Below are 25,435 nucleotides of genomic sequence, written 5' to 3' on the forward strand. Positions count from 1 at the left end.
TTTTAAACAGAAGTACAAATGCTTCAGCAGAATCCTTTAATGCCAAAGTAAAGGCTTTTAGATCACAATTTAGGGGAGTCAGGAATACGGAATACTTCTTATATCGCTTGATTAAATTATATTCTTAAAATGGTAAAAACCCAAGTTTTGGACTTGATCCCAAAAAACACGACTGATCAAATTATTCCTAACTTTTTGATAAACACAACAATTGGTCATGATCCCTTATTCATACTCTATCCAGTGAAATTTGGCACAAAAAAATAGTACATAAATCCAGCTGTGTTTTGGATCAATATGTACTATCCATACAATTCTAAAGTAGCCCAAATCCATTGTGGCAATTGGATTGAATACTAGATTTTCTTTACCCGTACCGCATTCATCCCCTTCATTCCCTTTTCCAGTTCAAAGGAAACCTTGTCATTTTCGGCAATCTCATCTATAAGCCCACTAACATGGGTAAAATACTTCTCTTGGTTTTCAGTATCGATAATAAATCCAAATCCCTTGGAAGTATCGAAAAAAGATACTTTGCCATTTCTAACCGGGTCGAATTCCTCAACATCGCTATCATCCCTTTTAGGCACCCCAATTTCTATGGTAGAAGCATCTATTTTTATTTTTTTGGAGGGATCTGGCGGAGTATCCGTTAAATTTCCGTCATGATCAACATAAGCAAATTGAATACCTGGTCCATTTTCCTTCGACTCCAATTTACGGGCCTCCTTTTTCTTCTGCTTTTCCTCACGTTTTTTTAAACGCTTCTTTTCCTTTTCACTTTTACTATACGTTTGTTGCGATTTTGCCATTGTTTTTTTTAATGTTAAAAATTGTAAATCTCGTCCGAGCAGCGGTTGAAATACTAAACGAGTGTTTGAAAAAGAAAAATGAATCTAATTTTATCTACCCAAGAATTTAGTAGCAGCAATAGTGATTACAGGTCAATGCGCAACTCTTAAAACTTCAACAAATATAAGGCTAGTATTTCAAATAATTTAATTTCCTCCACCAATTTTTTATTCCTATTGAATAAAAGGTATTAAATCTCAGGGCAAGCCTGTCTGCCGACATAGGCAGGCCTGTCTGCCGACAAAGGCAGGCCCAGAACCCAATAATGGGAATCGACCCTAGGGTAGAGGTATTGATCCTAGATCCCGCCGAAAAAGGCGGGATTAGTTCAACTTGCCATTTTAAGTGCGTCTTACCGACTTCCCAATATTGAGTTTCACAAATAAAAATGGACCTGATTTTTAGGTTTTTGGGATAAAAACAAGAAATTACAACTTCCGTATTATTCTTCTTTAAAATACCATCGTAAGCAACAATCACAATAGGGCCATGTACTTTCATTTAAAAGACCACATCTACGTTTCATTCAACACACCCTTTCATACAACCCTCTTTTTTAAGCAATTACATCAATTTTTGGGAATTTTTCCTACAATTCGTTTCAGAAATGCTTAACTTCTAAGCATATTAACTCAAAAATACTCACATATGAAAAAGCATTACCTTATTGCTATGATTTTCCTTTTGGGGATGGTAGGTATTACCAACGCCCAAATAAAAGGAACAGTTTTGGATGAAGAGGGTACTCCGTTGCCCGGGGCATCCATTGTAATCAAAGGAACCACCACAGGTACAACTACGGATTTCGATGGCAACTTTACCATTGAGGCTTCCATGGGCGATATTTTAGTGGTTTCCTATATTGGATTCGAGACCTTGCAGTTAACGGTCAATAATACCGTCATGGACATACGTCTTACTTCAGGTGTCGCCTTGTCCGAAGTCATTATTGTTGGTTCGCGTAATCCCAATAGAACGGCCACTGAAAGTACCGTACCTGTAGATGTTATAGACATGAAGGAGCTTAATAATGTGGCGCCGCAGGTAAATCTGAATCAGATATTAAATTATGTGGCACCATCTTTCACCTCCAATACCCAGACCATTTCGGACGGAACAGACCATATTGATCCGGCATCCCTTAGAGGATTGGGGCCCGATCAAGTTTTGGTCTTAATTAATGGCAAAAGAAGGCACACCTCCTCATTGATCAATGTTAACGGTACCTTTGGTAGAGGAAGCGTGGGAACTGATTTGAATGCCATCCCTGCCGCTGCCATACGACGTATAGAAGTGTTACGGGACGGTGCCGCTGCACAATATGGTTCAGACGCTATAGCCGGAGTTATCAATATCATATTGAACAAAGATGTAAATGAACTCACTACTACCATTACCACAGGAGCCAATTTCACCAAAAACGCCAATGACCAAACCGGGGGTGTGGATGGAGAAACAACCAACATATCGGCTAGTTACGGAATACCACTTGGGGACAATGGTGGATTTATAAACCTGTCCGGAGATTTTGACGTACGGGAGGAATATAGCCGAATGAAGGAGTGGGAAGGTTCTATTTTTAATCTGTACAATACAGTTGAAAGAGTAGCCAATTCAGATGGATACGACATTGCCAATCTTCTGGATGACGATGTAGCCGATGTAATCCAGTATGCAGACCAAGCAGGGATTGATCGAAATGGAGCTAACACCAAAGAGGATTTAAGAACTATTCTTAGTGCAGATGCAACCACTGCGGAATTGGCGGCCAGGGGCCAACAAAGAAGCGATTACAATATGCGGGTAGGACAATCCGCCTTGCGTGGTGGCCGCTTATTTGCCAATTTCTCCTTACCCTTGGATGATTTAGGAACAACCCTATACTCCTTTGCCGGAATCAGTTCCAGGACAGGTAATTCCGCTGGATTTTATAGGTTGCCCAACCAAAGCAGGACCTATACTCCTGCCTATATCGACGGCTTTTTACCCGAGATCAATTCCAATATCAAAGATCAATCCATATCATTGGGAATCAAAGGTATGGTAGGAGATTGGAGCGTTGATTTGAGCAATACCTATGGAAAAAATTCATTCTTGTACACTATCGGAAATACCTTTAATGCCTCTATGCAAAATGCATCCCCCACATTTTTTGATGCCGGTGGGTTCTCTTTTCTTCAAAACACCTCCAATTTGGACATAACACAGTTTTTTGAGGATGTCATGTACGGATTGAACATTGCCTTTGGTGCCGAGTATAGGGTGGAAAATTATGATATTGTTGCAGGGGAAGAGGCGTCCTATGCCCAATATACTGCCAATGGACAACGTATAACCTTGGCATCCCAACAACCTTCCCAAGATTTCTTTGGCGCTTCCAGGCCTGGTGGCTCCCAAGTGTTTCCAGGTTTTGCTCCGTCCAACGAATTATCTAGGGGAAGAAGCAGTGTAGCCGGCTATTTTGATGTAGAGGCCGATTTTTCAGAAGCGTTTTTGGCCAGTTTCGCTACCCGATATGAAAATTACAGCGACTTTGGAGGTACCATCAATTTTAAACTGGCAGGAAGATTCAAGGCTACTGATAATCTAAATATTCGTGCAGCTCTGAATACAGGCTTTAGGGCGCCATCCCTCCACCAGATCAACTTTAATTCCACCTCCACTATTTTTGACAACCAAGGTAACCCACAGGAAGTAGGGACCTTTGCCAATGATAGCAGGGCCGCCAAACTATTGGGCATTCCACAGTTGAAGGAGGAAACCTCCCAAAGTGTAAGTTTGGGGCTTACCGCCAAAATTCCGGAAGCCAATATTACCGTGACCGTAGATGGATATTTTGTAAAAATCAATGATCGTGTCGTCTATACCGGTCAGTTTTCTGGACCTGGTACAGGTACAGAATTGGACAACCTGCTAAGACAGGCGAATGCTACGGCGGCCTCCTTCTTTGCCAATGCGATTGATACCGAATCCAAAGGCTTGGATGTAGTAGTCACCCACAAGACCGATTTAGGAGCCAATTGGAGGTTAAAATCGGATTTGGCAGGAACTTTCTCCAAAACCAAAAAAGTAGGGGACATAAATGCCTCTGATGTTCTAAGGAATGCAGGATTGATCGATACTTACTTCCCCGAAGATAGCAGGGTTTATTTGGAGGAGGCAGTACCAAGGACCAAAATAAACCTTTCCAACAGCCTTACCTCGGATAAATTTATCATTTTCCTTAGAAATGTGTACTTTGGAGAGGTAACCGAAGCAACCACAACGCTGGCCAACCAACAGGTGTTCGGCACTAAATTGGTAACAGATCTTTCTGTAGGCTATAAAGCAACGGATGCCCTAACTTTTACTATTGGAGCCAATAATTTGTTGGATATTTATCCGGACAGGGCCAAGGACGAATTTGGTAATCGTAGCGATGGCCGTTTCGATTGGTCGCGCAGGGCACAACAATTTGGCATTGGAGGTAGGTTCCTTTTTGCTCGAGTGAATTTTACACTTAAATAAACCCGTAATATTTGCATTCATCAAAAAAAGGAAAAGTCACCATGTAGTGGCTTTTCCTTTTTATGGTTACACCTTGAACATTTATTTATGGTTCGGACCATAAATACCAATTGTCTTAACCTTGCAGGTCCACCTCCAAGATTATGTTTGTTTTCAACAATTTGGAAATAGGACAAATTTCCTTCGCCTTTTGGGCCACTTCCTTAAATTGTTCCAATTTGATTCCCGGTACCGTACCACTAAGACTTAAAGTTATCTGTGTTATACTCCCATCCTCAAAGTTTACCTTGGCAGCTGTATCCAAATTGGTCGGCGTAAAACCGGCCTCTCCCAATAAAAAACTGAGCTGCATGGTAAAGCATCCGGCATGGGCCGCTCCAATAAGTTCTTCAGGGTTGGTACCCTTGCCATCTTCGAACCGTGACTTAAAGGAATATTGGGTATCCTTCAAGATGGTACTTTCCGTAGTCAAGGTACCCTTACCATCCTTACCGCTACCTTGCCAGTTTGCACTTGCCTTTCTCGTGAATTTCATACCTACTTATTTTAAGTTATTGCAATCTTTTATTAATCCACTTCCATGTATGCCCCCCCCTTCCCTGTACAACAAAATGGACCTTCCCTAAATATTGGTAAATCCTACTTCATATACTGTTGAACGGTGAAGCACATTAACCTCTAAGATATTAAATAGCTAATTATAATTTACCAAAAATCACACATTTCCCTTAGGGTGTCTTGCATGCCACATAAGTTGAACTATTTTTCTTCAGGTCCACTAAAACAAAAAAATAATCAAATGACTGATATTCAGTTAATTAAAATAAATTTCTCTCCTGTATCCAAGGTATTAATGTTAAATATTGCTTAAAACGGTACTATTTTATACATAGTACTGTAACAATTCCATCAATCTATCGTCTCCTAGTAGTACATCAATTAATCATACATAAAAGAATATCATGGAAACAATTAACAAACATTTGGTAAAACAAACATTGGAATCTTCAAAAAGTAGAATTTGGAATAACAAAAGAAGGTACAATTAGCATATCGCAAAAAAACAATTTAACATCAATTAAAAATCAACATCATGGAAAAAGTCAATAAGCATTTCGTTAAACAAACAATTGAAAACTCTAAAAGCAATATTTGGAATACCAAAAGGCGTTTCAGGTAATTAAAAAACCTTAAAACAATAATCATGAAATCATTCATCCATAAATCACAATCAGAATCAACTAACTTTCAGTTGACCGGGGAAAGTATCCTAATGGTAAATTTTAAAAGTATCAAGAAAAACCGTTGGGCCGAGCGCAGAATCTATTTAAATTAATTACCATTGTTCACAGTGAAAAGGTTCTATAATTAAGAGCAGTTGATGTGGTATCACCTGCTTTTTTTTATATCAGTTCATCCTACCCCTTTAGCTTTACCCAAGAGTAAGGTGGTACAATTAAAACGGCCCTAATCCTCTTTGGGCGAAAACCGACTTGAAAATCTAGAAAACAAGACCAATTTTTTTCTGGTATTGATAAAATAGACCCCGGTCAGAAGCACTATAGCAGCAATGGTGGACTGGGTAGTTATCTGTTCATCCAAGAAAAACCAACCCAGTAAAAGTGCTATTATCGGGTTTACATAGGTGGAAGTCGCTACCTTTTCGGGTGATACCACTTTTAATAGATAGTTGAACGCGGTAAAGGCAACTATACTGCCCAGAATTATAAGAAACAGCATAGAATATTGTACCGGACTACTCCAAGTTGTAGGAAGGGTCCAAGTTTCCCCAATAAGCAAGCTTCCCACCATTAGAATGATTCCCGCTGTAAACATTTGAAATCCTGTATTGACAAAATAATTCTTGGGTAGATCCGCCTTGGCCACAAACAAACTGCCATATGCCCAACTAACCATACAGCAAAATATCATGACCATCCCCAATACCGAGTTCTCTTGACTTATAATTTGGTTTTGGCTCACCAATAAATAGATCCCCAAAATGCCAATAATAACCCCTACCACAGACATGGTCTGAATCTTTTTTCCTTCCAGTATCCGCATTAACAATAAAATTACCAGAGGTTGTGCCGCTATTTCCAAAGCTGCAAAACCGCTGTCTACGTATTTCAGTGCCCATACAACAAAACCATTCCCAAAAGCAAGGAATAAAAAGCCTGCAACAATGGAATTTAATAATTGCCTTTTAGTGATGGTCATTGGAATCCCCATAATCTTACACAGTAAAAAAATTAAAATTCCAGCCACCGAAAACCGCACAGAAGCCAACATAAAGGGAGGTAATTCATGTACAGCGATCTTATTCATTAGGTAAGTAGAGCCCCAAATAACATATATGGCAAAAAAAGCGAGTACTATTAGAAGTGTATTTTGGGATTTGGACATAAAAATAGCTTTTCCAATGAACCACAAAAGTAAGTATAACTTTTATTAATTATGCCCATCCAGGATGCCATATTATGGCAATAATCCACTAATACCGTCCCTGGTCTCCCCAAGTTCCAATCCTAAAAGTTTAGGCACTTATGTAGTTGGCTAAAACAATAGGCAAAGAACAGGCCTACTGCTTTAAATTGTGGCCGTATACATCGCTAACCCTCCTGTTTACCAGCTACCGCCACCGCCACCGCCAAAACCACCGCCAGAAGAACCGCCACCACTAGAGCTTCCACTGCTGGAAGGGGAACTTACCATATTCGATTTTGTGCTTGACATGGTCTTGGAAAAGGATTTGGAAAACTGATTCATTGTAAAACTACTACTTGAAGTAGAGGTATACCAGTTAGGGGGGGGTATATTTAGATTGCGAAACTTTTTGGCCCATTGATCAAACAAACCAAAGGCCAGTGCGTACCCCAGGGTATTCTCAAAATAATGCGGGTCCTCCTTCAAAAGCATCTTTAATCTGTTTTCCTCCGCTACCTTAATAAATTTTTTAAATCCCTTTAATTCGGAAAGTAACTCATTGCCCTTCGCATTCTTTTTTACCATAAATCGATTGACAAAAATAAGTATCACACAGACAACTACGATGGCCACTGCTGCCAAAGGCCCCCAGAGGAACAAACCTACCAAGGTAAGTCCGATCGCCAAAACTATCAAAGCCACATACATAATGCCCTGCATTTTTTTGGACTCCGCTTCGTAATAGGGCTGTGCACTTTCCTTTAACTGGCTGCGCGCCTTTATCATTTTGGTATAAAAGGTATCCTTTAAACTACTTACAAGTACTTCGGTACCAACCACATTGGCATTGTCACCAAACAGGCCCTTGAATATTTCCAATTCATAGGTAGGGGAATCCATTGGCAAGGATTGCAGCCGAATAATTTTGGTGTCCTTTGATCCAAAAAGGCCCTTTTTGGGAATTTCTTCCAGTCTTATATACCCTTTTGACCCCCAATAGGGTATTAAGGCTATCAAATCGGCATTGTCATCCTTATCGTTGATTAAAAACCCAACCATGGCAGGATCCAAACCGTCAGGCGGAAAATAACTGGTGGCAGCAATGACACGTTGGTCCTTGCCAAATTTCCACCATACCCTAAAAAAGGCAAAAAGCATTATCCCGATCAGGGACACCCAGCCATAATTATCCCAAAAAGGCCAAAAGGGCTTTTCCTTTACAACTGAACCTAACGGAAGATTCATCAATACCGTAACACTCTCTCCGGGGTGGGATACAAAACCCGCCTTGCTTGTTCCGGAAAATTCATTATCCGTAAAATATAATTGCATGTCCGCTGAAGTTGTAGAAGTACCCCTCTCCCCTGCGTACACAAAGCTGTTTTCTTTGCTGGGAAATATATTGTCCGGAAGCCTAATGGTAAAACTGACTTGGTGAAAATTGGCCAACCAATCCTCTGGTTTGATGTTCCAATAAAACCGGATTTGCGTATCCTCAAAAAGAAAGGCATTATGGACCCGATATTTAATTTCGTAATGCTGGGGACCAACCAGGGTAATATCCTTATCCCCAATTTTGATTTCCAAATGGTCCTGCATCTTTTGTACAAAATCGAATGGCGCTTCAAATTTGTAATCGGGAACCTTTATCTTACCAATCTTAATCTTTCGGGTAGATTGGTTACCCTTGGAGTCGACAAGGTCATATTTTGTTTGGATAGTCCTATAAATTCCATGTTTGGGAATTTCAAAGTTAAGATCGTAGTTTTCAACCACATCAAAATAACCTTCCTTATGAACCGTGATGTCGACAGCGTAATTTTTAACCGTAAAATCCTGGGCCCAGCCCGTGTGGATGGTTACAAGAAATAAAAATAAACAATAGGTATTTTTCATTAAGAGAAATCTACTTTTACATTCGCTCTACTAGCCTCCTCCGCTTCAAAATAATCGAAATGTTGATATTTAAATAAACTGGCCACCAATACCCCTGGTACACTTTCCCCATAAGTATTATTTTCCCGCACTGAACCATTATAGTACCTTCTGGCGCGTTCCAGATTTTCTTCAATTTCGTTTAACTTTTGTTGCAGATCCAAATAATTGGCGTTGGCCTTAAGATCTGGGTAGGCTTCCCCTAAGGCAAATATACTTCTCAAACTTTGTTGAAGTTGATTCTCTGCCTTAATTTGGGCATTGATATCCCCGGAAGGGACTGCCATAGCAGCATTTCTGGCATTTATTACAGCCTCTAAGGTCGATTTTTCATGTTTGGCATATCCTTTTACGGTCTCCACCAAATTTGGTATTAGATCGTACCTTCTTTTTAAAGCTACATCTATGTTGCTCCAAGCATCCTTGACCAGGTTTCTAAGTGTGGCAAAGCGATTGAAAATATTTACTAAGAACAAGGCTATCAAAGCTAGGATTCCCAAAAAAATAATTAATGTAATCATGGTCCGGTTTTTAGATGTTACAAATATGGTTCACTAAGTTACTTTATTTTTTTGTTCATTCAATAGGCCATTTATCAAATTAGGGGAAACATGGAAAAATTTAAATTAAAAAACTTTATTGTTTCCTTGCCGGGAGAAGGAAGCTTATCTCGAAAATAACTGCAGGATGTAAGAATTACTTATCATAGGTCAATGTGCATAAGCCATAGGAATCTTAATTTTGAGGAAACAAAAAAAAGATATCATGAAAACTATACTACATAAAGCAGACAGCAGAGGACATGCCGATCACGGTTGGTTAAATTCATACCACAGCTTTAGTTTTGCCAATTATCACAACCCGGAGCGAATGAACTTTGGGGTTCTCAGGGTTCTAAACGATGATACTGTCTCTGGCGGGCAGGGCTTCGGGCAACATCCTCACAAGAACATGGAAATCATTTCCATTCCCTTGAAAGGGGATTTGGAACATAAGGATAGTATGGGCAATACCACCGTTATCAAAGAAGGTGATGTTCAGGTGATGAGCGCAGGAACCGGTGTTTTTCATAGCGAGTATAACAAAAACAAAAATGAAGAAGTTAAATTTCTGCAGATTTGGGTATTTCCAAAAACACAAAATGTAACTCCTAGATACGACCAGATTTCTACCCGTGATCTGGCCACAAAAAATTCCTTTTACCAAATTCTTTCACCCGAAAAAACAGATCAAGGAGTCTGGATACATCAGGATGCTTGGTTTTCCATGGGGGATTTTGATGCAGAAATCACTTCAACTTATACTTTAAACAATCCCGCTAATGGATTGTATTTATTTGTACTGGAAGGGGAAATAACTATTGAAGACCAAATACTACAGAGACGTGACGCCATGGGTTTGTGGGATACGGACCATATTAACCTTACCGCCAAAGCAGCCAGCAAGATATTATTAATGGAAGTTCCATTGGCATAACGGCCAAACCCCACCAACCAATACACTACATTCTGCTTTTTAGCGAAGTGGTTGGTGGTTTGTCGAATTTAGTGCACTTCCAAGGGCATTTACCTTAATTTAAGGGTAATTTTACTATGCACAAAACCTGTATTTTGAAAAAAATCAAACTCCTGTTCGCGGTAGCAACCATTATTCCCATTGCCTTGTCATGTTCCAAAGAGGGCAAGGAGGAACTTTTGGATATTGTAATCAAGGAACAACCGGCAGATCAACCGACTGAAGAGCCCGGTGTGCAAGAACCTATTATTGAAAGTAGCCCGCTCCCCAACAACCCGCAAAGAACCGGGGATGCCGCAGCTGGATACGAATATTTAATTTCAGGCGATTATATGAGTTCCGGAATTCCCTATGACGCCTTTCTATTGGGGAGCGATGTAAGTCCCGATAACCGTCTCAATAGAACGGGAGACAACGCAAACCTGCCCTACGATTACACAGCAATAACCGCTGATAACGGAACAAGGGTGGTTGCGCCCAATTGTATGGCATGCCACGCCTCTACCATAAACAACCAATTTATAATTGGGCTTGGGAGTCATGATGCCGATTTTACAGTAAACAGGGCTAGCAATATAACCTTGTTGAATTCAGGTATAAGAGCATTATACGGTGGGGAGGAGAGTCCGGAATGGAAGGCATACGAACAATTCAGGAAAAGCATAATGGCCATTGGCCCCAAGACAATTACAGAAACCAAAGGTGCCAATCCCGCCGATAAAATTACCCAGGTATTGATAGCACATCGGGATAAAAACACATTGGATTGGGCAGACACACCATTCGTGGAAATACCGGATGAGGTGATCCCTTCAGATGTGCCCGCATGGTGGCTGTTAAAGAAAAAGAATGCCATGTTTTACCACGCCATAGGCCGACTTGATTATTGCAAGTCGTTTATAGGCTCCAGCCTTCTAACCCTGGGGGATGCAACCAAGGCGGTTGAAATAGACACTAAAATGGTAGATGTATTGGCCTACATACAGACTTTGGAAGCTCCTGAGTATCCATTTCCCATAGATTCGGATTTAGCGCAGCAGGGCAAACAACTGTTTGAAAATACTTGCGCAACCTGTCACGGTACCTATGGGGACAACCCAACCTATCCTAATTTACTCGTAACCTTAAAGTCGGTTGGAACCGATCCGGAATTATCCAACCATTACACACAATCTTCTCCCATGAACGATTATTTTATGGATTGGTTCAACACGGGATGGTTTGGCACCAATGACAATAGCCTGGAAATAAAGGCAGAAGGCGGCTATATTGCTCCACCTCTGGATGGCATATGGGCTACTGCCCCATACTTCCATAATGGATCGGTACCTACCCTGGAAGACGTCTTGAACAGCAAGAACAGACCCACGAGATGGAGCAGGTCTTTTGACAATACCGATTACGATCAATCAAAAGTGGGTTGGATCTATTCCAGCGAACAGACCAAAGTTGACGAGAACACCTACGATACCACCTTAAAGGGATATGGAAATTCTGGCCACATCTTTGGCGACCAATTGACCAATTTAGAAAGGTCTGCACTAATAGAATATCTAAAAACGCTGTAATTCAACATTTTATAGCTACCGATTTAAATCAATACAACAACTTTATCCCTCTTTCATTTAGAAGAACCAACTAGCGTATATACGGATGTTTTCCAGTGTCCAATGAGCACGGCCAGCCTTATTCCTCCGGTGGCCTGCCATGAATATCTTCGTAAATAGTATCGAAGTTTTGGCGCAAATGTGTGCTTAATTTTTTGTGATAATCATCTGTTAGCCACTTAAGAAAGTTGTAAGTGCTTTTGCTAATGCACTTGGCATAACGCTGAATTCTATCATCTATATCCGGACCCAACATCTTGGCGAGCGCAAGGGCATCATAAACATCCTCACTGTTTTCCACGCATATTCTGGCATGTTGTGCAATAGATCGCTCCAATACCACCTTTGACGTCTCCCCATTTTTAATGGAATCCACATAGGTTTCCTTTATATCGAAATAAACATCCTCGGATTTGGCAAATTCCGCACGCAAATCTTCGGGCATCTCCCATTTGAAATTGCTTTCCAACTCCTCATCACTCAAAAGTCGCTCTGCATAAAAATTGGGCGACTTAAATATGGTCTGCCAGTCCAAATCCGCTCCCCATGGACCAAAGCGATGGAAATTGTTACCCAGGTCAATTACCGAGAAGGAGGATTTATTGTTCAAAATTCTTGAACCCCTACCTATCATCTGATAGTACAGGGTTAAGGATTTGGTGGCCCGGTTCAAAATAATGGTATCTATGGTAGGTTCATCAAACCCTGTGGTCAAAATACTTACGGAGGTCAAAATGGCGTTAGGTGTCATGCTAAACCACTTTAAAATGGTTTTACGCTGTTTTTTGGTAGCAGTATTATCCAAATGGGCAATAGGATATCCCGCTGCCCTAAAGGTCTCGTAAACATGCAGGGAAGTATTTATTCCATTATTAAAAATCAAGGTCTTTTTTCCTTTGGAATGTTTCTCATAAGCCTCCAACAGCTTACTGAGCATTTGGCTGTTGTTATAAAGGTCTTCTGAGGATTTAACGGTGTAATCTCCATTGGACCCAACCTCCAAAGAGGTTAGTCCCATATTGTAGGAGTAGAAATCGGCTCTGGCCAAAAATTCGTTTTCAATAAGCGCTTCAATGGTTTCCCCTACGATCAATTCATCATAGTTGTCTTTCATGGGCAAATCCTTATTGGAGCTCAAAGGCGTTGCGGTAACCCCCAAGACAAAGGAATTCTCAAAAAACTTGAACAATTTTGTAAAGGAGTTGTAGTGCGCCTCATCAATAATTACCAATCCAACATCGGAAATATCCAGTTTATCGTCTTGTAACCGGTTGTTCAAGGTCTCCACCATGGCCACAAAACAACTATATTCTTCCTGGTCGTCCAAGTTGGCTTTACTATCCACCACTTTGTTGGTAACCCCAAAACTGGTCAACATGGTAGACGTTTGTTTGCAAAGCTCTATACGGTGGGTCATGATCAGCACCTTCTTATTATGGTGCTTGAGGTATTGCCTCACGATTTCCGAAAAAATAACCGTTTTACCACCGCCAGTAGGCAATTGATACAAAAGATGATAATCATCCGGAGCGGTTTCGAATTTATCAAAAATTTGATCTATAGCTCCTTTTTGATAGCTGTACAGCTCCTTATCCGTTTTTCTTTCTACAATAGCATTGGCAATCAAAGTCTCCGACATAATCTCTTTTTTGGACTGCAAAACTAAGCCCTTTGTTGGGTGTTTAACGAATATTTTTGGAAAATTTAGGGAATAATTTTATTTTATTTCATTGTCGGACCCCTTTAAGGCCGCTATTGCATTAAACTATTCAATGAAATACCTAAGCCACTACGGTACACTGCTGCCAATGGCAACTCTAATTCTTGGCAAGGTTTCTTAGCGCCACCCATTGCTTGAGCATTTCCCGTGAATCCGTGGCCGGGTACCCCAATACGGTTTTTCCTGGAAGCACATCGCTCATTACACCGGAACCTGCCCCCACTACGGCGCCCGAATTAATAGTGGTATGATCTTTTATGGAAGCACTCCCTCCTATTATTACGCCATCGCCCAAAGTAACCGAGCCAGCCAATCCACTGTGCCCGGCCATAATACACGATCTTCCCAGCACACAATTATGGGCTATTTGAACCAAATTATCTATTTTACAACCATCACCCACTATGGTGGAACTAAACTTGCCTCGATCAACACATGAATTGGCCCCAATTTCCACATAATTGCCAATCACCACATTTCCTATTTGCGGTATTTTCACCAATCCCCTACCATCATCACTGGGCCTATAACCAAATCCATCCGCGCCAATACTGACATTGGTATGGAAAATACAATTATTCCCTATTACACTACGCTCCCTGATAACGGTTCCGGACCAGATCACGGTATGATGACCTATGGTAGTTTCATCAAAAACAGTAACATTGGGATACAGGATAACCCCATCCCCCAAAACTACATTTTTACCCACATAACTACCTGCTCCAATTTTGCAACCCTTACCCAAAACGGCAGTCTCGTGCACTTCGGCCCTTGGGTGGATTTCTTCCAATAATTCAGGAGGTGCTGGTTGAAACGCCTCCAGCAATTTGGCCATGGCCAAATCTGCATTTACCACCTTAATAAAGGCCCTGCCCTCGCCGGGCAGTATTTTTACCGCATTGGACACTATGGCGGCACTGGCGCCGCACGAATCCCATTGCCGTGCATATTTATTGCTGGAGATAAATGTAATTTGTTGGTCTTTGGCCCTATTTATTTGTTCGGCACCAATGATTGGTTTGCTATAACTACCTATAAGTTCCCCGTCCAAGAGCTCACTTATTTCTGCAACAGTAAATGATTTCATATAATATTTTCATTTTTGTTTTATTGCTAAAACACCGATTAATTTTCTACTTTATATTGGAATATAGCGTTAATTAACAAACTAAACCGCCAACTTTCAACGCAAGAGGCATAAAAATCAAATTTAAAGAAAAAAAAATTGTTGGCTAAGCTTGATTATTTGCCCTTTGGCCTGGTAGTGACAACACCCTGCCCAACTATTGCCTTTTCGACTTTAAATACAATTGCTCTACCTTATCCCGCGCCCATGGGGTCTTCCTTAAAAATTTTAGACTGGATTTAATAGAGGGGTCCTGATTAAAGCAGCGTATATTGATTCTTGCCCCCATTTCCTCCCAACCGTATTGGGCTACCAGGGAGTCCAACATATTGGCCAAGGTAATACCGTGCAAAGGATTCTTTTCGTTAATCATTTAAAGCAATATATTAAATAAATATAATCATATAATTTATCTACAGTTGATTACTATTTTCTTTTTTTGTTTTTTTTCGAAAATATTTTATCTCCCCTGGTGATCGGTTTTTTATATTTCTTTGCGATTTCCCTTTTGTAGGATCCTCCTTGGTTTATCTTTTTGTTTTTATCCGATTTCTCATGAAAGGCAGCACCACGCCCCTCTTGTTGGGACGCACCCACAGGATTGTTGTGTTCCAGATTCTTTGGACGTTCCTCCGGTGCCAATTCTTCGGAAATTTTTACCTCTTCCGGAAACGCCAATAATGGAATTTTGTAATCCATTAATTTTTCAATGGCATTTTTAAACTCCTCCTCTTTCTCTGTATACAACAACAAGGAGTTCCCTTTTTTCTCCGCTCTACCGGTCCTACCTATACGGTGCATATAGTTCTCTGGATATGTAGGGGTATCAAAATTGATTACATGGGTAATCTGCTCCAGATCCAAGCCCCTGGACATTACATCGGTAGACACCAAGATCCTATTTTTACCTTCATCGAATTGCTTAATGGACCTAATCCTATAATTCTGTGTTTTATTGGAATGAATTATGGCCGCCTCATCGCCAAAATCCACCTGGAGGGCTTCAAACAACCTGTCGGCACTTCTCTTATTGGAAACAAAGATCAATACCTTTTTATAGACGGTTTTATCCTTCAACAGAAAGATCAACAAGTTTACTTTGGTGTAATAATTTTGAACGGCATAGGCAACTTGTTCGATGTTTTCCAAGGGGGTTCCACTAACGGCTATCGATACTTTTTCCGGTGCAATAAAAAAGTCCTCTATTAATTGGGAAACCTCCTCTGTCATGGTAGCAGAGAACATGATATTTTGTCTTCTCTGGGGCATTAATTCAAAAATATTGGTAATCTGGAAACGAAAACCAAGATCCAACATAACATCTACCTCATCGATCACCAATTTCTTGACATCCCTTAGCTTGACCGTCCTGTCCAGCGTAAGGTCATATAATCTGCCAGGGGTAGCCACCAAGATATCACACCCTTGGGCAACTGCCTGCCTCTGCGTATTTATATTTGCTCCCCCATAAATACCGCAAACCCTTACACTCATATACTTGGAATAAGCTTCTATATTGGCCACCACCTGCAGCACCAGTTCCCGTGTGGGCACCAATATCAATATTCTGGGATTGATTTGTTTCGAAAATTTCAACTCCTGCAAAAGTGGCAACATATAAGCAAAAGTTTTCCCGGTACCTGTTTGCGCAATCCCTATAATATCCTTTCCCGACATGATTACTGAAAAGGCCTCTTGTTGGATAGGGGTTGGTACATTAAATCCCAAATCCTCTATGGCATAATGTAATTGTTTTGATATATTAAAATCCGAAAAAGTGCTCATCCCCAATATTTTTCAACAAAGGTATAGTTTATAATCCTGATTACTATCCTTTTCCCAATTGTTGCCATGAATCAAAGTCCTAATTGGATTCTTAATTAAAACTTAATTCCAGCGGCTAACTATTCAATTATTATTATTTTGATACCCAAACCAATTTAAAATCCAAAAAATGAAAAAAGCCTACATTTCACTTACTTTATCCCTGCTGTGTTTTATTCAAACCGGATTTACCCAGACTGCAGATAAAATTGTTTCCCAAATAGTGTCCGAGGTTAATGGGAATTCACAATTGGAAACGCTGGCCCACGAATTATTGGACGTCATTGGTCCTAGACTGGTTGGCACCCCACAGATGCAACAGGCCCATGATTGGGCCCTGACCCAATACACCAATTGGGGAATTGCCGCCAAAAACGAACAATGGGGCCAATGGAGGGGCTGGGAACGAGGTATAACACATATTGATATGGTAGCTCCAAGAATCCAAACCCTAAAAGGAACCCAATTGGCCTGGAGTCCTGGCACTGGGCGTAAAGGTATCACGGCAGAAGTAATAATCTTGCCTACCGTTGCCGATTCCGCCGAATTTAACAAATGGCTGCCGAACGTTAAGGATAAACTGGTTATGATCTCGATGAAGGAGCCTACCGGTAGGCCGGATTATAATTGGGAAGAATTTGCCACACCGGAGTCCTTCGCCAACATGAAAAAAGACAGGAACTTGCAGGAGGATGAGTGGAAACAAAATATGCAGCGCACAGGATTTAACAGACGTTCCTTGCCACTGGCATTGGAAAAAGCCGGGGCTTCCGGAATAGTAACCTCATATTGGTCCAAAGGCTTTGGTGCGAATAAAATATTCGGTGCAAACACTGAGGAAATTCCCATGGTAGATCTGGAATTGGAAGACTACACCATGCTTTACAGGCTGGTAGAGAGCGGAAAACGCCCCAGAATTAAAATCCTGGCAGAATCCAAGGAACTCGGCGCGGTGCCAACATTTAATACCATTGCTGAAATAAAAGGTACAGAAAAGCCAGATGAATATGTTATACTATCCGCACATTTCGATTCCTGGGATGGTGGAACAGGTGCTACTGACAACGGAACTGGCACTTTGGTAATGATGGAAACCATGCGCATCCTTAAAAAAATATATCCCAACCCCAAAAGAACCATCTTGGTTGGCCATTGGGGAAGTGAAGAGCAAGGGTTGAACGGTTCCAGGGCCTATGTGGAGGATCATCCAGAAATAGTAAATAAGGTACAAGCCGTTTTTAATCAGGACAATGGTACTGGAAGGGTTGTTAAAATATCGGGAGGCGGATTTCTCAATTCCTATAAATACCTTTCTAGTTGGCTATCTGCAGTACCGGACGAAATAACCCAGCACATAGAGACCACATTTCCCGGAATGCCCGCAGGTGGAGGATCGGACAACGCCTCCTTTATAGCTGCCGGAGCCCCGGCATTTGGACTAAGTTCTTTAAACTGGTCCTATTGGAACTACACTTGGCACACCAATAGGGATACCTATGATAAAATAGTATTCGACGATCTAAGGAACAATGTAATTCTTACGGCAATATTGGCCTATATGGCAAGTGAGGACCCAGAAATGAGCTCTAGGGAAAAAAGAATCCTACCGGTAAATCCCAGAACTGGGGAACAATCCCTTTGGCCCACACAACGATCACCTGAGAGAAGGGGTGGATTATGAGAATTTACCATGAATTTCCCTTGGGTTTATTAAAAATAAAGACTAACTTAAATTCCAGAATTAATACCGGATCTTACTTAGGTCTGTTAACTTAAAATCAATTGAATATGAATATCAATTTTGAATATGATGATGTAAAAGCAAGTGCCCGACTAGAAGAATTGGCCACAAAAAAGTTGGAAAAACTAGAAGACAAATATGATTTTATAGTGCGTGCCGATGTTTTCTTCAAAAAAGAGAACACCTCCTCGCCAGATACCGGGTTGATCTGCAACATAAGGCTCAGCGCACCGGGCCCTAGATTGTTCGCAGAGTCCAACAACGCTAAATTTGAAGTGGCCATTGCAGCTTCTGTAGAAGAACTGGAACGGCAATTGGAAAAAAGAAAAGGCAAAATGAAAACCCATTAGCCTTGTTTACAGTAATCCATTAATACTAAAAATGCCCCGGAATACGGCTAAATCTTCCCGGGGCATTTTTATTCGCCCTTACCATAATAAAAGGCATAGCTCACAGATGCTCAATCCTCGGCATCCTCAAATTTAGCATCTGCCAAAGTTTTCATCAAGCGATCGGAAAACGGGTTTTTATATAAATCCTTGAGCAGTTTTTTTCTTTTGCGATCAGAAATATCCATAGTATCCAAAATGCCCCGTCTTCTTTTCGCCTCAACCATCCGCTTCTCCTTCAATGCCAGCCGGTCTTCGGCCGATAAGATCATGTCCGGCTCATATTCCTCCAATACCGTCCGTTTTTCTACCTTCATCCTTTTTGCCAAAGTATCGTTCCCTTTGGATTGGGCATACCCGTTCACCGCTGAAAAAACCATAACAAGCACAATTACAGCGCTGTAAATATCTTTCATCATATTTCATAAAAAGTGTCTGCTTAAAGTTATGACATTTTATCCACCTTATTATACCCCTAATCCGGTTTAACCTTACCATATATCGTGTTTTAAAGTCATTCTATCGATTTTTACATTAACATCCTTTATCCCACCGCTCTAAGGTTGATAAATTATGCGTTAACATTCCTGAAAAAAGAATATGACATGTTCCCGCTTGTCATTTAAAAATGATACTTACATTTGTGCCTTTAATTACGATAACATATGTTAGTTTGGGGCTCGTTTATTGGTCTGATCATTATTTTTTTGGCACTGGATCTAGGTGTTTTTCACAAACATGAACATGTAATAAAATCAAAGGAAGCGGGAATATGGACGGCCATCTGGGTTACCGTGGCCCTAAGCTTTAGTGGCGTTATTTATTGGCTGTTCTCCAATGGAATCATTGACAATCCTACAGCCTTGACCCCCAACGATGCTGTTTTAAAATACTTAACAGGCTATCTTATTGAACTGTCGCTTAGCGTAGACAATGTCTTTGTCATTGCCGTAATCTTTGGCGCCTTTAAGATTCCTGCCATTTATCAGCACAGGGTACTGTTTTGGGGCATATTGGGAGCTATCGTTTTTAGGGCCCTAATGATCGTATTTGGGGTTGCCCTGATTACAAAATTCGACTGGATCATATATGTCTTTGGGGTATTCTTGCTTTACACTGCCTTTAAAATGTTAAGATCGGACGATAACGAATTTGACCCAAAAAATTCTTTCGTCTTCAGAAGGTTAAAAAAGCTTTACCCTATTACCTCCGCTATTAATGGCCATGATTTTTTTATAAAGCGTATGGGAGTTTACGCAGCTACACCACTTTTTGTGGCTTTGGTTGTCATTGAATTGACCGATATACTTTTTGCCCTGGACAGCATTCCTGCTATTTTAGCCATTACGGCCGACCCTTTTATTGTTTTTAGCTCCAATATTTTGGCCATACTTGGATTGCGTTCCATGTATTTCCTAATTTCCCGAATGTTGGAAAAATTTAGATATATTAATTATAGCCTAGTGGTGATTTTAGGTTTTGTTGGTTTAAAAATGCTGTTTTCCCATCATATTGAAATTCCTGAATGGGTCTCCCTTACGGTAATATCCGTATCCCTGGTTGGGGGCATAATTTCCTCTCTTCTCATCCCTGATAAAAAAGATAAGAAGTAGGGCTATTTTTTATCCTGTAGTTTTTGGGCCACAATATTTAGGGCATCCCTGACCGTTTGCATATTGTCCATATCCTCATTCTCCAAACGTATCCCAAACGCATCTTCCACATCCAGGACAATATCAACCAAATTGGCCGAATTGATATTTAGTTCATTTACAAAATTACTATCCTCCCCAATGGCTCCTTCAGGAACATCCTCTGGAAGATATGCCCTAACAATGTTCTTCAGTTGCTCAAAATGGTGATCATATCCCATAGTCATATTTCCTTATATTCATTAAAGATAACACAGGCATTTACATCTCCAAATCCAAAACTTGCTTTTGCTATGATTTTAGGTCTATGGGCAATTGATTTTAAGGGGATTTTGGAAGCATCCACCAAATTCATTATCTCCGGATGAAGGTCACTACAATTTTGATTGCCAAAAACCAACCCCTCACGGTATTGCAACAAGGTCGCCACACATTCTATACTTCCCGCCGCAGCCAAACAATGGCCTACCAGCCCCTTAGTGGTATTTATGTACGGAAAATCCTTACCGCTGCGCCCCAAGGCCTCACTCCAGTTTCTAATTTCCTCGGCATCTTTAGAGGTAGCCGTTAAATGTCCATTAATAACATCCACCTCCCATTTTTCTACCCCTGCATCCACTAATGCCTCCTGGATGCATCTCTGCACCGCCTCACTGTTAGGGGCCGTCATAGTGCCTAAGCCCCTCTGACCTCCGCTATTGGTTGCTCCCCCCAATACCTCCGCATAGATTTTGGCCCCTCTCTCCAAAGCGCTGCCCAAAGACTCCAACACCATGGCTCCTGCCCCACTTCCTGGAACAAACCCTGAAGCATTGGCACTCATTGGCCTGCTGGCCTGCTGGGGATTACCATTGTACTTGGAGGGAAGTATACGCATGGCATCAAAACCACCCCATATATAAGGACCACTGTCACTACAACTCCCTACCAATATCCTTTCAGCCTTCCCTGCCCTAATACGCTCCATTCCCATAATTACCGCTTCAGTACCAGTTGCACATGCCGACGAATTGGTTGTTACCTGATTACCACATCCCAAAATTCCACCAAGATAAGCACTGATGCCACTGGCCATTGTCTGCATTACGGAATTACTGCCCAAACGGCGAGTGTTTTTATCATCTATTAGATATATGGATTCTCGCAGTTTGTCTATTCCCAAAATTCCAGTGCCAAAAATTATTCCGCTATCCCAATCGGGGCGATCCTTTTCTGCCTTTTCAAGACCAGCGTCCTTCCATGCATCCGTACCTGCCATGACACCATAAACTATACCACTCGCCCTTAAGTTCCTCAATTGCAATGACGTAAAATAAGATTCCTTTAAACTTTCCGGTATTTCCGGTTGTCCTGCTATTTGACATCCAAACCCCAAGTCTGCCAACTCTTGATAAAACTTAATTCCACTTCTACCATGGAGCATGGAATCAAAAAAACTGGGTAGGCCCACCCCGTTCGGGGCACATATCCCAAGTCCGGTTACCACTACCCTCCTGTTCATATTTTTCTATCCTTTATCATCCCGGACAAAACACCTTTACAAATCAATTGGGATTGTTGGTTGTACATTTTAACCTCACATTTCAACTTATTGAAACGGAAGAAAAGCTTCTTCGATTTTACAGTTACTGTTTCCATGGGAAAAACAGGCAATAAAAATTGCATCTCGGAACTACTTAAAGCCACCTCCAAACTCCCTGTATCCACTTTTTCCAAATTAAGCAAGTATATCCCCAAACACACCAATCCCACCTGGGCACAGCATTCGGTAAGTATTACTCCCGGTGTAACAGGTTGCTCCTTAAAATGGCCATCATAAAAAAATTCATTCTTTTTAAAAGTGTAGCAACCTTCAATGGCATCGGGGCCGATCATATTAATCCTATCAACGAATAAAAAAGGATTGGTATAAGGCAATTTATCAATTATACTACTCGTAATAGACATATAACAATCATTTTATTAAACCATTAGTTTACCAATCCAAAACTAGAAATCAGCCTAGACCAATAAAAGGTATTAAACCTCAGGGCAGGCCTGCCGACAAAGGCAGGCCCCGAACCCACTTATAGGAATCGATCCTAGGGTCGAGGTATTGAACCTAGATCCCGTCGAAAAAGGCGGGATTAGTTCAACTTGCAATTTTAGGTGCGTCTTACCGACTTCCCAAAATTGAGTTTCACTAATAAACTCCCAGTCCTATTACCATTCCAGTAAAATGCGTTGGGCAGAGAACCCCGGGCCAAAAGTCAACATTAAACCCCGTTTCCCTTCCTCTATATCCTTTTCCATAAATCGCTCCAAAACATAAAGCACCGTTGCACTGCTCATGTTGCCATATAAACGTAGCGTTTCACGGGTATCGTCCAAATTCTTGCCCAAAACACCAAAAAGCCTTTCCACTGTTTCCACAATTTTCTTGCCCCCAGGGTGAAAAATTAAATGATCAATTTCTTCAATAGTACAACCATACCGCTGCAAAAAAGGATGGATAATTTGTGGAAAATGTTCGGAAATCGTCTGTGGCACCAAGGGATCCAAAATCATTTTTAGGCCCGAATCGATTAGATCGAAACCCATCAAATGTGTTGCATCCGGAAAATGATACATTCCCCCCCCAACAATTGTTGGTCCTTTGGCTTCCCTTTCCGAAGAGAGTAAAACGCAGGCAGCACCGTCACCAAAAATAGCAGCACTTACCATATTTGCCATAGAGTAATCGTTAAGTTGAAAGGTAGCTGTTGGACTTTCAACGGCCACAATGGCCGCCCTCTTTCCTGGATTGGACCTTAAAAAATTGCTGGCATATAGTAAGGCCGATACACCTGCTGCACAACCCATCTCCGTAACGGGCAATCGAACAATATCGTTCCTGAGATCCAGGTCGTTAATAAGATAAGCGTCCAAGGAAGGAATCATAATCCCTGTGCAACTTACCGTAATTATATAGTCCAGACTGTCTGCCGTCCAACCACTCTTATCTAGGGCTTTCCCAAGAACAGTTTTTCCCAACTTTTTGACTTCCCGGACATACACCTTGTTTTTGTCCTCAAACGAAGTTGCTTTAAAAACCTCTTCGGGACTCATTATACTATAGCGTTTGTCTACGGCTGCGCCTTCAAAAATTTTCAGTACTTTACGCTGAAACCGCTCATCCTTACCGTACAGCCATTTCTCCACAAAAGGTAAAATATCCTTGGTATTTCTACTGTATTGTGGCAGCGATTTGGTTACTGCAACTATCTTACTCCCTTCCATATGGCAATTGTTTTCCCTTTATTCTCATTATCCATAGATATCTAAATGCCCACCTCCAACATATGTCGTGTTCTACATTGGGTAGATTAATGGAAAAATTTACTAATTCCAATTTGGTAAATGCACTTTTTATGGAAACTAAACCATCATGTTTCGCAATCTTTGTTTTTATAAAAATAAGGCTAAAGAGCCTAAAAAGATAATAGGAGACTTTACTTCTTTGCAGATCGTTTATAACAATGCCCAATCTGCTCAGTTTTACAAATCGATCTAGAAAAATTGGTATTTCCTTGGAATCAAAATGATGCATTGTTAGGGTACAGAGCAGAATATCACATTGTAGCTCCCTTGCTTCCGGAGCCAGAATATCCAGCTCCAAGAATCTTATATTGGAATACGCCTTAAAATTTTCTTTGGCCATTGCAATGGATTTGGAATTTAAATCCACCCCTATTAGCTCCAGGTGTACAGGCTTATTCTTATAAAAGGCAGCTACTTTTCCCAACATTGTCCCATCCCCACAACCCATATCCATAATAGTGTAGGAAGTCTGGGGATTTTCCTCAATTATTTTTTCAATGGCACCTAAGGAAAGTGAAAAACCTTGCAAAACTGTATTGACCCTATTTATGTCCGCATAAACTTCCCGCAATAAAAGTGTATCCAGATGGGGGTCATCCATGAGCTCCCGGGCATTGCTTCGTCCTTTAAAATTCATTAACACTGAATAATTTGTCCATGGGTACGTTTTATCATCTTATCTACAATATAGGGAGAATTGGTTAATATCCCCATGGCCAGATTGGATAACTTTGGGCTTAGCATTACAGCTTGCAGCTGCCTGCCCAACCACAGCCTTTTGGCAAACGTATGCTTCCATTGGGTTTCATAATCACTTTCCAGTTGCAACCGATCATTTCCTCCATTTTTAAAATAGCCATGGATAGATTCCGAGGCAATTTTAGCACTGTGAATTGCCATGGCCATACCATTACCACATAAAGGATGGATAAGGCCGGCCGTATCCCCGCACATAATAATATGGTTCTCCACTGGTTTTTTTTTATGGAATGAAATCTGTCCTATGGTCAAGGGGTTCTCAAATAACATCTCGGCTTCATTTAGAAATTTGCCGAGATATGGATTCTTGGCAATAACATTTTGATTAAAGTTGGCAATATCCTTCTCTTTTTTGAAGCTATCGTAGGAAACCAGATAACAAAAATTTACTGCCCCACTTTCTGTTTTGGAAAGCCCCCCGTAGCCGCCCCTGAAATTATGCACAGCTACTAAATTATCAGGGAAGGAGTCCAATTTATAATGCGCCTTTACAGCCAGCCATGGGGATTTCTTTTCTATAAATTGGCGCTGAAGTTCCTTATCCAAGCCTGCCCTTTTTCCATAAGCACCAATGACAAATTTACTCGTGTATTCCTTGCCCGATGCGAGGAGGACCCTGAAATTGTCATTTTCATAGTCAATGGCGGTTACGCTGTCATTAAAAACAAATGATCCCAACGCCAAAGACCTTTGGTACAAAAGATGGTCCAAAGTATATCTACTAAGTCCAAAGCCTCCCAGTGGCAATTTAGCCTTCAAGGCTTTACCCTTTTCAATACTCAGCAGTATTTCATTAAATTGGAACGTTTGTGGCAATGTAATTCCCAAAAATTCCAAATAGGGCTTCACTTCGTGTGAAATATACTCTCCACACACTTTATGATGGGGATATTGCCTACTTTCAATAATGGCCACACTGTAGTTTTCCTTTCGTAAATGAATGGCGGCGGTTAAACCGGCCAAGCCTCCCCCCACAATAATGACATCAAAGTTATCCATTAACAAAAGGTACAGAAAATAAACAAAAAAACCCGACGAT

The 25,435-nt window shown here is 41.0% G+C and carries 24 protein-coding genes; 8 read left to right on the forward strand and 16 right to left on the reverse strand.

Features of this window, described 5'->3' with window-relative positions:
- A partial coding sequence (locus C7972_RS17770; protein ID WP_146216268.1) for a transposase occupies nt 1-128 on the forward strand: 128 nt, incomplete at its 5' end.
- A gap of 228 nt (nt 129-356) precedes the next feature.
- Here C7972_RS17770 and C7972_RS17775 read toward each other — a convergent pair.
- Nucleotides 357-812: a cold-shock protein gene (locus C7972_RS17775; protein ID WP_085498044.1), complete on the reverse strand. Its 456-nt coding sequence runs from the start codon at nt 810-812 to the stop codon at nt 357-359.
- 688 nt (nt 813-1,500) lie between these two features.
- Here C7972_RS17775 and C7972_RS17785 point away from each other — a divergent pair.
- Nucleotides 1,501-4,359, forward strand: a complete 2,859-nt coding sequence (locus C7972_RS17785; RefSeq protein ID WP_110357518.1) for a TonB-dependent receptor domain-containing protein — start codon at nt 1,501-1,503, stop codon at nt 4,357-4,359.
- A 115-nt stretch (nt 4,360-4,474) separates the two neighbouring features.
- Here C7972_RS17785 and C7972_RS17790 read toward each other — a convergent pair whose 3' ends face one another.
- The gene (locus tag C7972_RS17790; protein WP_110357519.1) at nt 4,475-4,894 is read right to left on the reverse strand and encodes an OsmC family protein; all 420 of its coding nucleotides are present in this window, start codon (nt 4,892-4,894) and stop codon (nt 4,475-4,477) included.
- Between the two features lie 669 nt (nt 4,895-5,563).
- On the opposite strand from C7972_RS17790, the gene C7972_RS24215 reads away from it, so the two are divergent.
- Nucleotides 5,564-5,695, forward strand: coding sequence for a hypothetical protein (locus C7972_RS24215; RefSeq protein WP_258364888.1), 132 nt, complete (start codon nt 5,564-5,566; stop codon nt 5,693-5,695).
- A 131-nt stretch (nt 5,696-5,826) separates the two neighbouring features.
- On the opposite strand, the gene C7972_RS17795 is transcribed toward C7972_RS24215, so the two are convergent.
- The 3 genes from C7972_RS17795 to C7972_RS17805 form a co-directional block, all read right to left on the reverse strand.
- Nucleotides 5,827-6,765 (reverse strand): EamA family transporter, encoded by a 939-nt coding sequence (locus C7972_RS17795; RefSeq protein WP_110357520.1) that lies wholly within the window; start codon nt 6,763-6,765, stop codon nt 5,827-5,829.
- A gap of 219 nt (nt 6,766-6,984) precedes the next feature.
- Nucleotides 6,985-8,682 carry a DUF2207 domain-containing protein gene (locus C7972_RS17800; protein ID WP_110357521.1) on the reverse strand — a complete coding sequence of 566 codons (1,698 nt, stop codon included), beginning with the start codon at nt 8,680-8,682 and terminating at the stop codon, nt 6,985-6,987.
- Complete coding sequence (locus tag C7972_RS17805) at nt 8,682-9,242, reverse strand: LemA family protein (protein WP_110357522.1); 561 nt, start codon at nt 9,240-9,242, stop codon at nt 8,682-8,684. The genes C7972_RS17800 and C7972_RS17805 overlap by 1 nt, the downstream gene beginning before the upstream one ends.
- Nucleotides 9,243-9,486: 244 nt before the next feature.
- On the opposite strand from C7972_RS17805, the gene C7972_RS17810 reads away from it, so the two are divergent.
- Nucleotides 9,487-10,197, forward strand: a complete 711-nt coding sequence (locus C7972_RS17810; protein WP_110357523.1) for a pirin family protein — start codon at nt 9,487-9,489, stop codon at nt 10,195-10,197.
- A gap of 134 nt (nt 10,198-10,331) precedes the next feature.
- On the forward strand, nt 10,332-11,804 hold the full coding sequence (locus C7972_RS17815; RefSeq protein WP_181422930.1) for a c-type cytochrome: 1,473 nt from the start codon (nt 10,332-10,334) through the stop codon (nt 11,802-11,804).
- Nucleotides 11,805-11,922: 118 nt separating this feature from the next.
- Here the strand turns inward: C7972_RS17815 and C7972_RS17820 are convergent, their stop codons facing one another.
- The 4 genes from C7972_RS17820 to C7972_RS17835 all read right to left on the reverse strand — a co-directional run bounded on the left by C7972_RS17820 (nt 11,923) and on the right by C7972_RS17835 (nt 16,477).
- On the reverse strand, nt 11,923-13,482 hold the full coding sequence (locus C7972_RS17820) for a DEAD/DEAH box helicase (protein ID WP_110357525.1): 1,560 nt from the start codon (nt 13,480-13,482) through the stop codon (nt 11,923-11,925).
- Nucleotides 13,483-13,660: 178 nt separating this feature from the next.
- Nucleotides 13,661-14,653 (reverse strand): UDP-3-O-(3-hydroxymyristoyl)glucosamine N-acyltransferase, encoded by a 993-nt coding sequence (lpxD, locus tag C7972_RS17825; protein ID WP_110357526.1) that lies wholly within the window; start codon nt 14,651-14,653, stop codon nt 13,661-13,663.
- Nucleotides 14,654-14,849: 196 nt separating this feature from the next.
- Nucleotides 14,850-15,065 carry a VF530 family DNA-binding protein gene (locus C7972_RS17830; protein WP_110357527.1) on the reverse strand — a complete coding sequence of 72 codons (216 nt, stop codon included), beginning with the start codon at nt 15,063-15,065 and terminating at the stop codon, nt 14,850-14,852.
- A 53-nt stretch (nt 15,066-15,118) separates the two neighbouring features.
- Nucleotides 15,119-16,477 (reverse strand): DEAD/DEAH box helicase, encoded by a 1,359-nt coding sequence (locus C7972_RS17835; RefSeq protein ID WP_110357528.1) that lies wholly within the window; start codon nt 16,475-16,477, stop codon nt 15,119-15,121.
- 169 nt (nt 16,478-16,646) lie between these two features.
- On the opposite strand from C7972_RS17835, the gene C7972_RS17840 reads away from it, so the two are divergent.
- Together C7972_RS17840 and hpf are read left to right on the forward strand one after the other, a co-directional pair.
- Nucleotides 16,647-18,197: a M20/M25/M40 family metallo-hydrolase gene (locus C7972_RS17840; RefSeq protein WP_110357529.1), complete on the forward strand. Its 1,551-nt coding sequence runs from the start codon at nt 16,647-16,649 to the stop codon at nt 18,195-18,197.
- 107 nt (nt 18,198-18,304) lie between these two features.
- Entirely contained in the window at nt 18,305-18,607 is a 303-nt protein-coding gene (gene hpf, locus C7972_RS17845; protein ID WP_110357530.1) for a ribosome hibernation-promoting factor, HPF/YfiA family, read from the forward strand.
- Between the two features lie 110 nt (nt 18,608-18,717).
- On the opposite strand, the gene C7972_RS17850 is transcribed toward hpf, so the two are convergent.
- Entirely contained in the window at nt 18,718-19,065 is a 348-nt protein-coding gene (locus C7972_RS17850) for a hypothetical protein (protein ID WP_146216349.1), read from the reverse strand.
- Between the two features lie 246 nt (nt 19,066-19,311).
- On the opposite strand from C7972_RS17850, the gene C7972_RS17855 reads away from it, so the two are divergent.
- Complete coding sequence (locus C7972_RS17855) at nt 19,312-20,259, forward strand: TerC family protein (RefSeq protein ID WP_110357532.1); 948 nt, start codon at nt 19,312-19,314, stop codon at nt 20,257-20,259.
- A gap of 2 nt (nt 20,260-20,261) precedes the next feature.
- Here the strand turns inward: C7972_RS17855 and C7972_RS17860 are convergent, their stop codons facing one another.
- The 6 genes from C7972_RS17860 to C7972_RS17885 all read right to left on the reverse strand — a co-directional run bounded on the left by C7972_RS17860 (nt 20,262) and on the right by C7972_RS17885 (nt 25,395).
- Nucleotides 20,262-20,519: an acyl carrier protein gene (locus C7972_RS17860; protein WP_110357533.1), complete on the reverse strand. Its 258-nt coding sequence runs from the start codon at nt 20,517-20,519 to the stop codon at nt 20,262-20,264.
- 2 nt (nt 20,520-20,521) lie between these two features.
- Entirely contained in the window at nt 20,522-21,799 is a 1,278-nt protein-coding gene (locus tag C7972_RS17865) for a beta-ketoacyl synthase (RefSeq protein ID WP_110357534.1), read from the reverse strand.
- Nucleotides 21,796-22,245: a 3-hydroxyacyl-ACP dehydratase FabZ family protein gene (locus tag C7972_RS17870; protein ID WP_110357535.1), complete on the reverse strand. Its 450-nt coding sequence runs from the start codon at nt 22,243-22,245 to the stop codon at nt 21,796-21,798. The genes C7972_RS17865 and C7972_RS17870 overlap by 4 nt, the downstream gene beginning before the upstream one ends.
- Nucleotides 22,246-22,500: 255 nt before the next feature.
- Nucleotides 22,501-23,556: a type III polyketide synthase gene (locus tag C7972_RS17875; RefSeq protein ID WP_110357536.1), complete on the reverse strand. Its 1,056-nt coding sequence runs from the start codon at nt 23,554-23,556 to the stop codon at nt 22,501-22,503.
- Nucleotides 23,543-24,274, reverse strand: coding sequence for a methyltransferase domain-containing protein (locus tag C7972_RS17880; protein ID WP_110357537.1), 732 nt, complete (start codon nt 24,272-24,274; stop codon nt 23,543-23,545). Before C7972_RS17880 ends, C7972_RS17875 begins: the two co-directional genes overlap by 14 nt.
- Nucleotides 24,274-25,395: an NAD(P)/FAD-dependent oxidoreductase gene (locus tag C7972_RS17885; RefSeq protein WP_110357538.1), complete on the reverse strand. Its 1,122-nt coding sequence runs from the start codon at nt 25,393-25,395 to the stop codon at nt 24,274-24,276. The genes C7972_RS17880 and C7972_RS17885 overlap by 1 nt, the downstream gene beginning before the upstream one ends.
- Between the last annotated feature and the right edge of the window lie 40 nt (nt 25,396-25,435).

Source organism: Arenibacter sp. ARW7G5Y1, assembly GCF_003201775.1.
GTDB lineage: Bacteria > Bacteroidota > Bacteroidia > Flavobacteriales > Flavobacteriaceae > Arenibacter.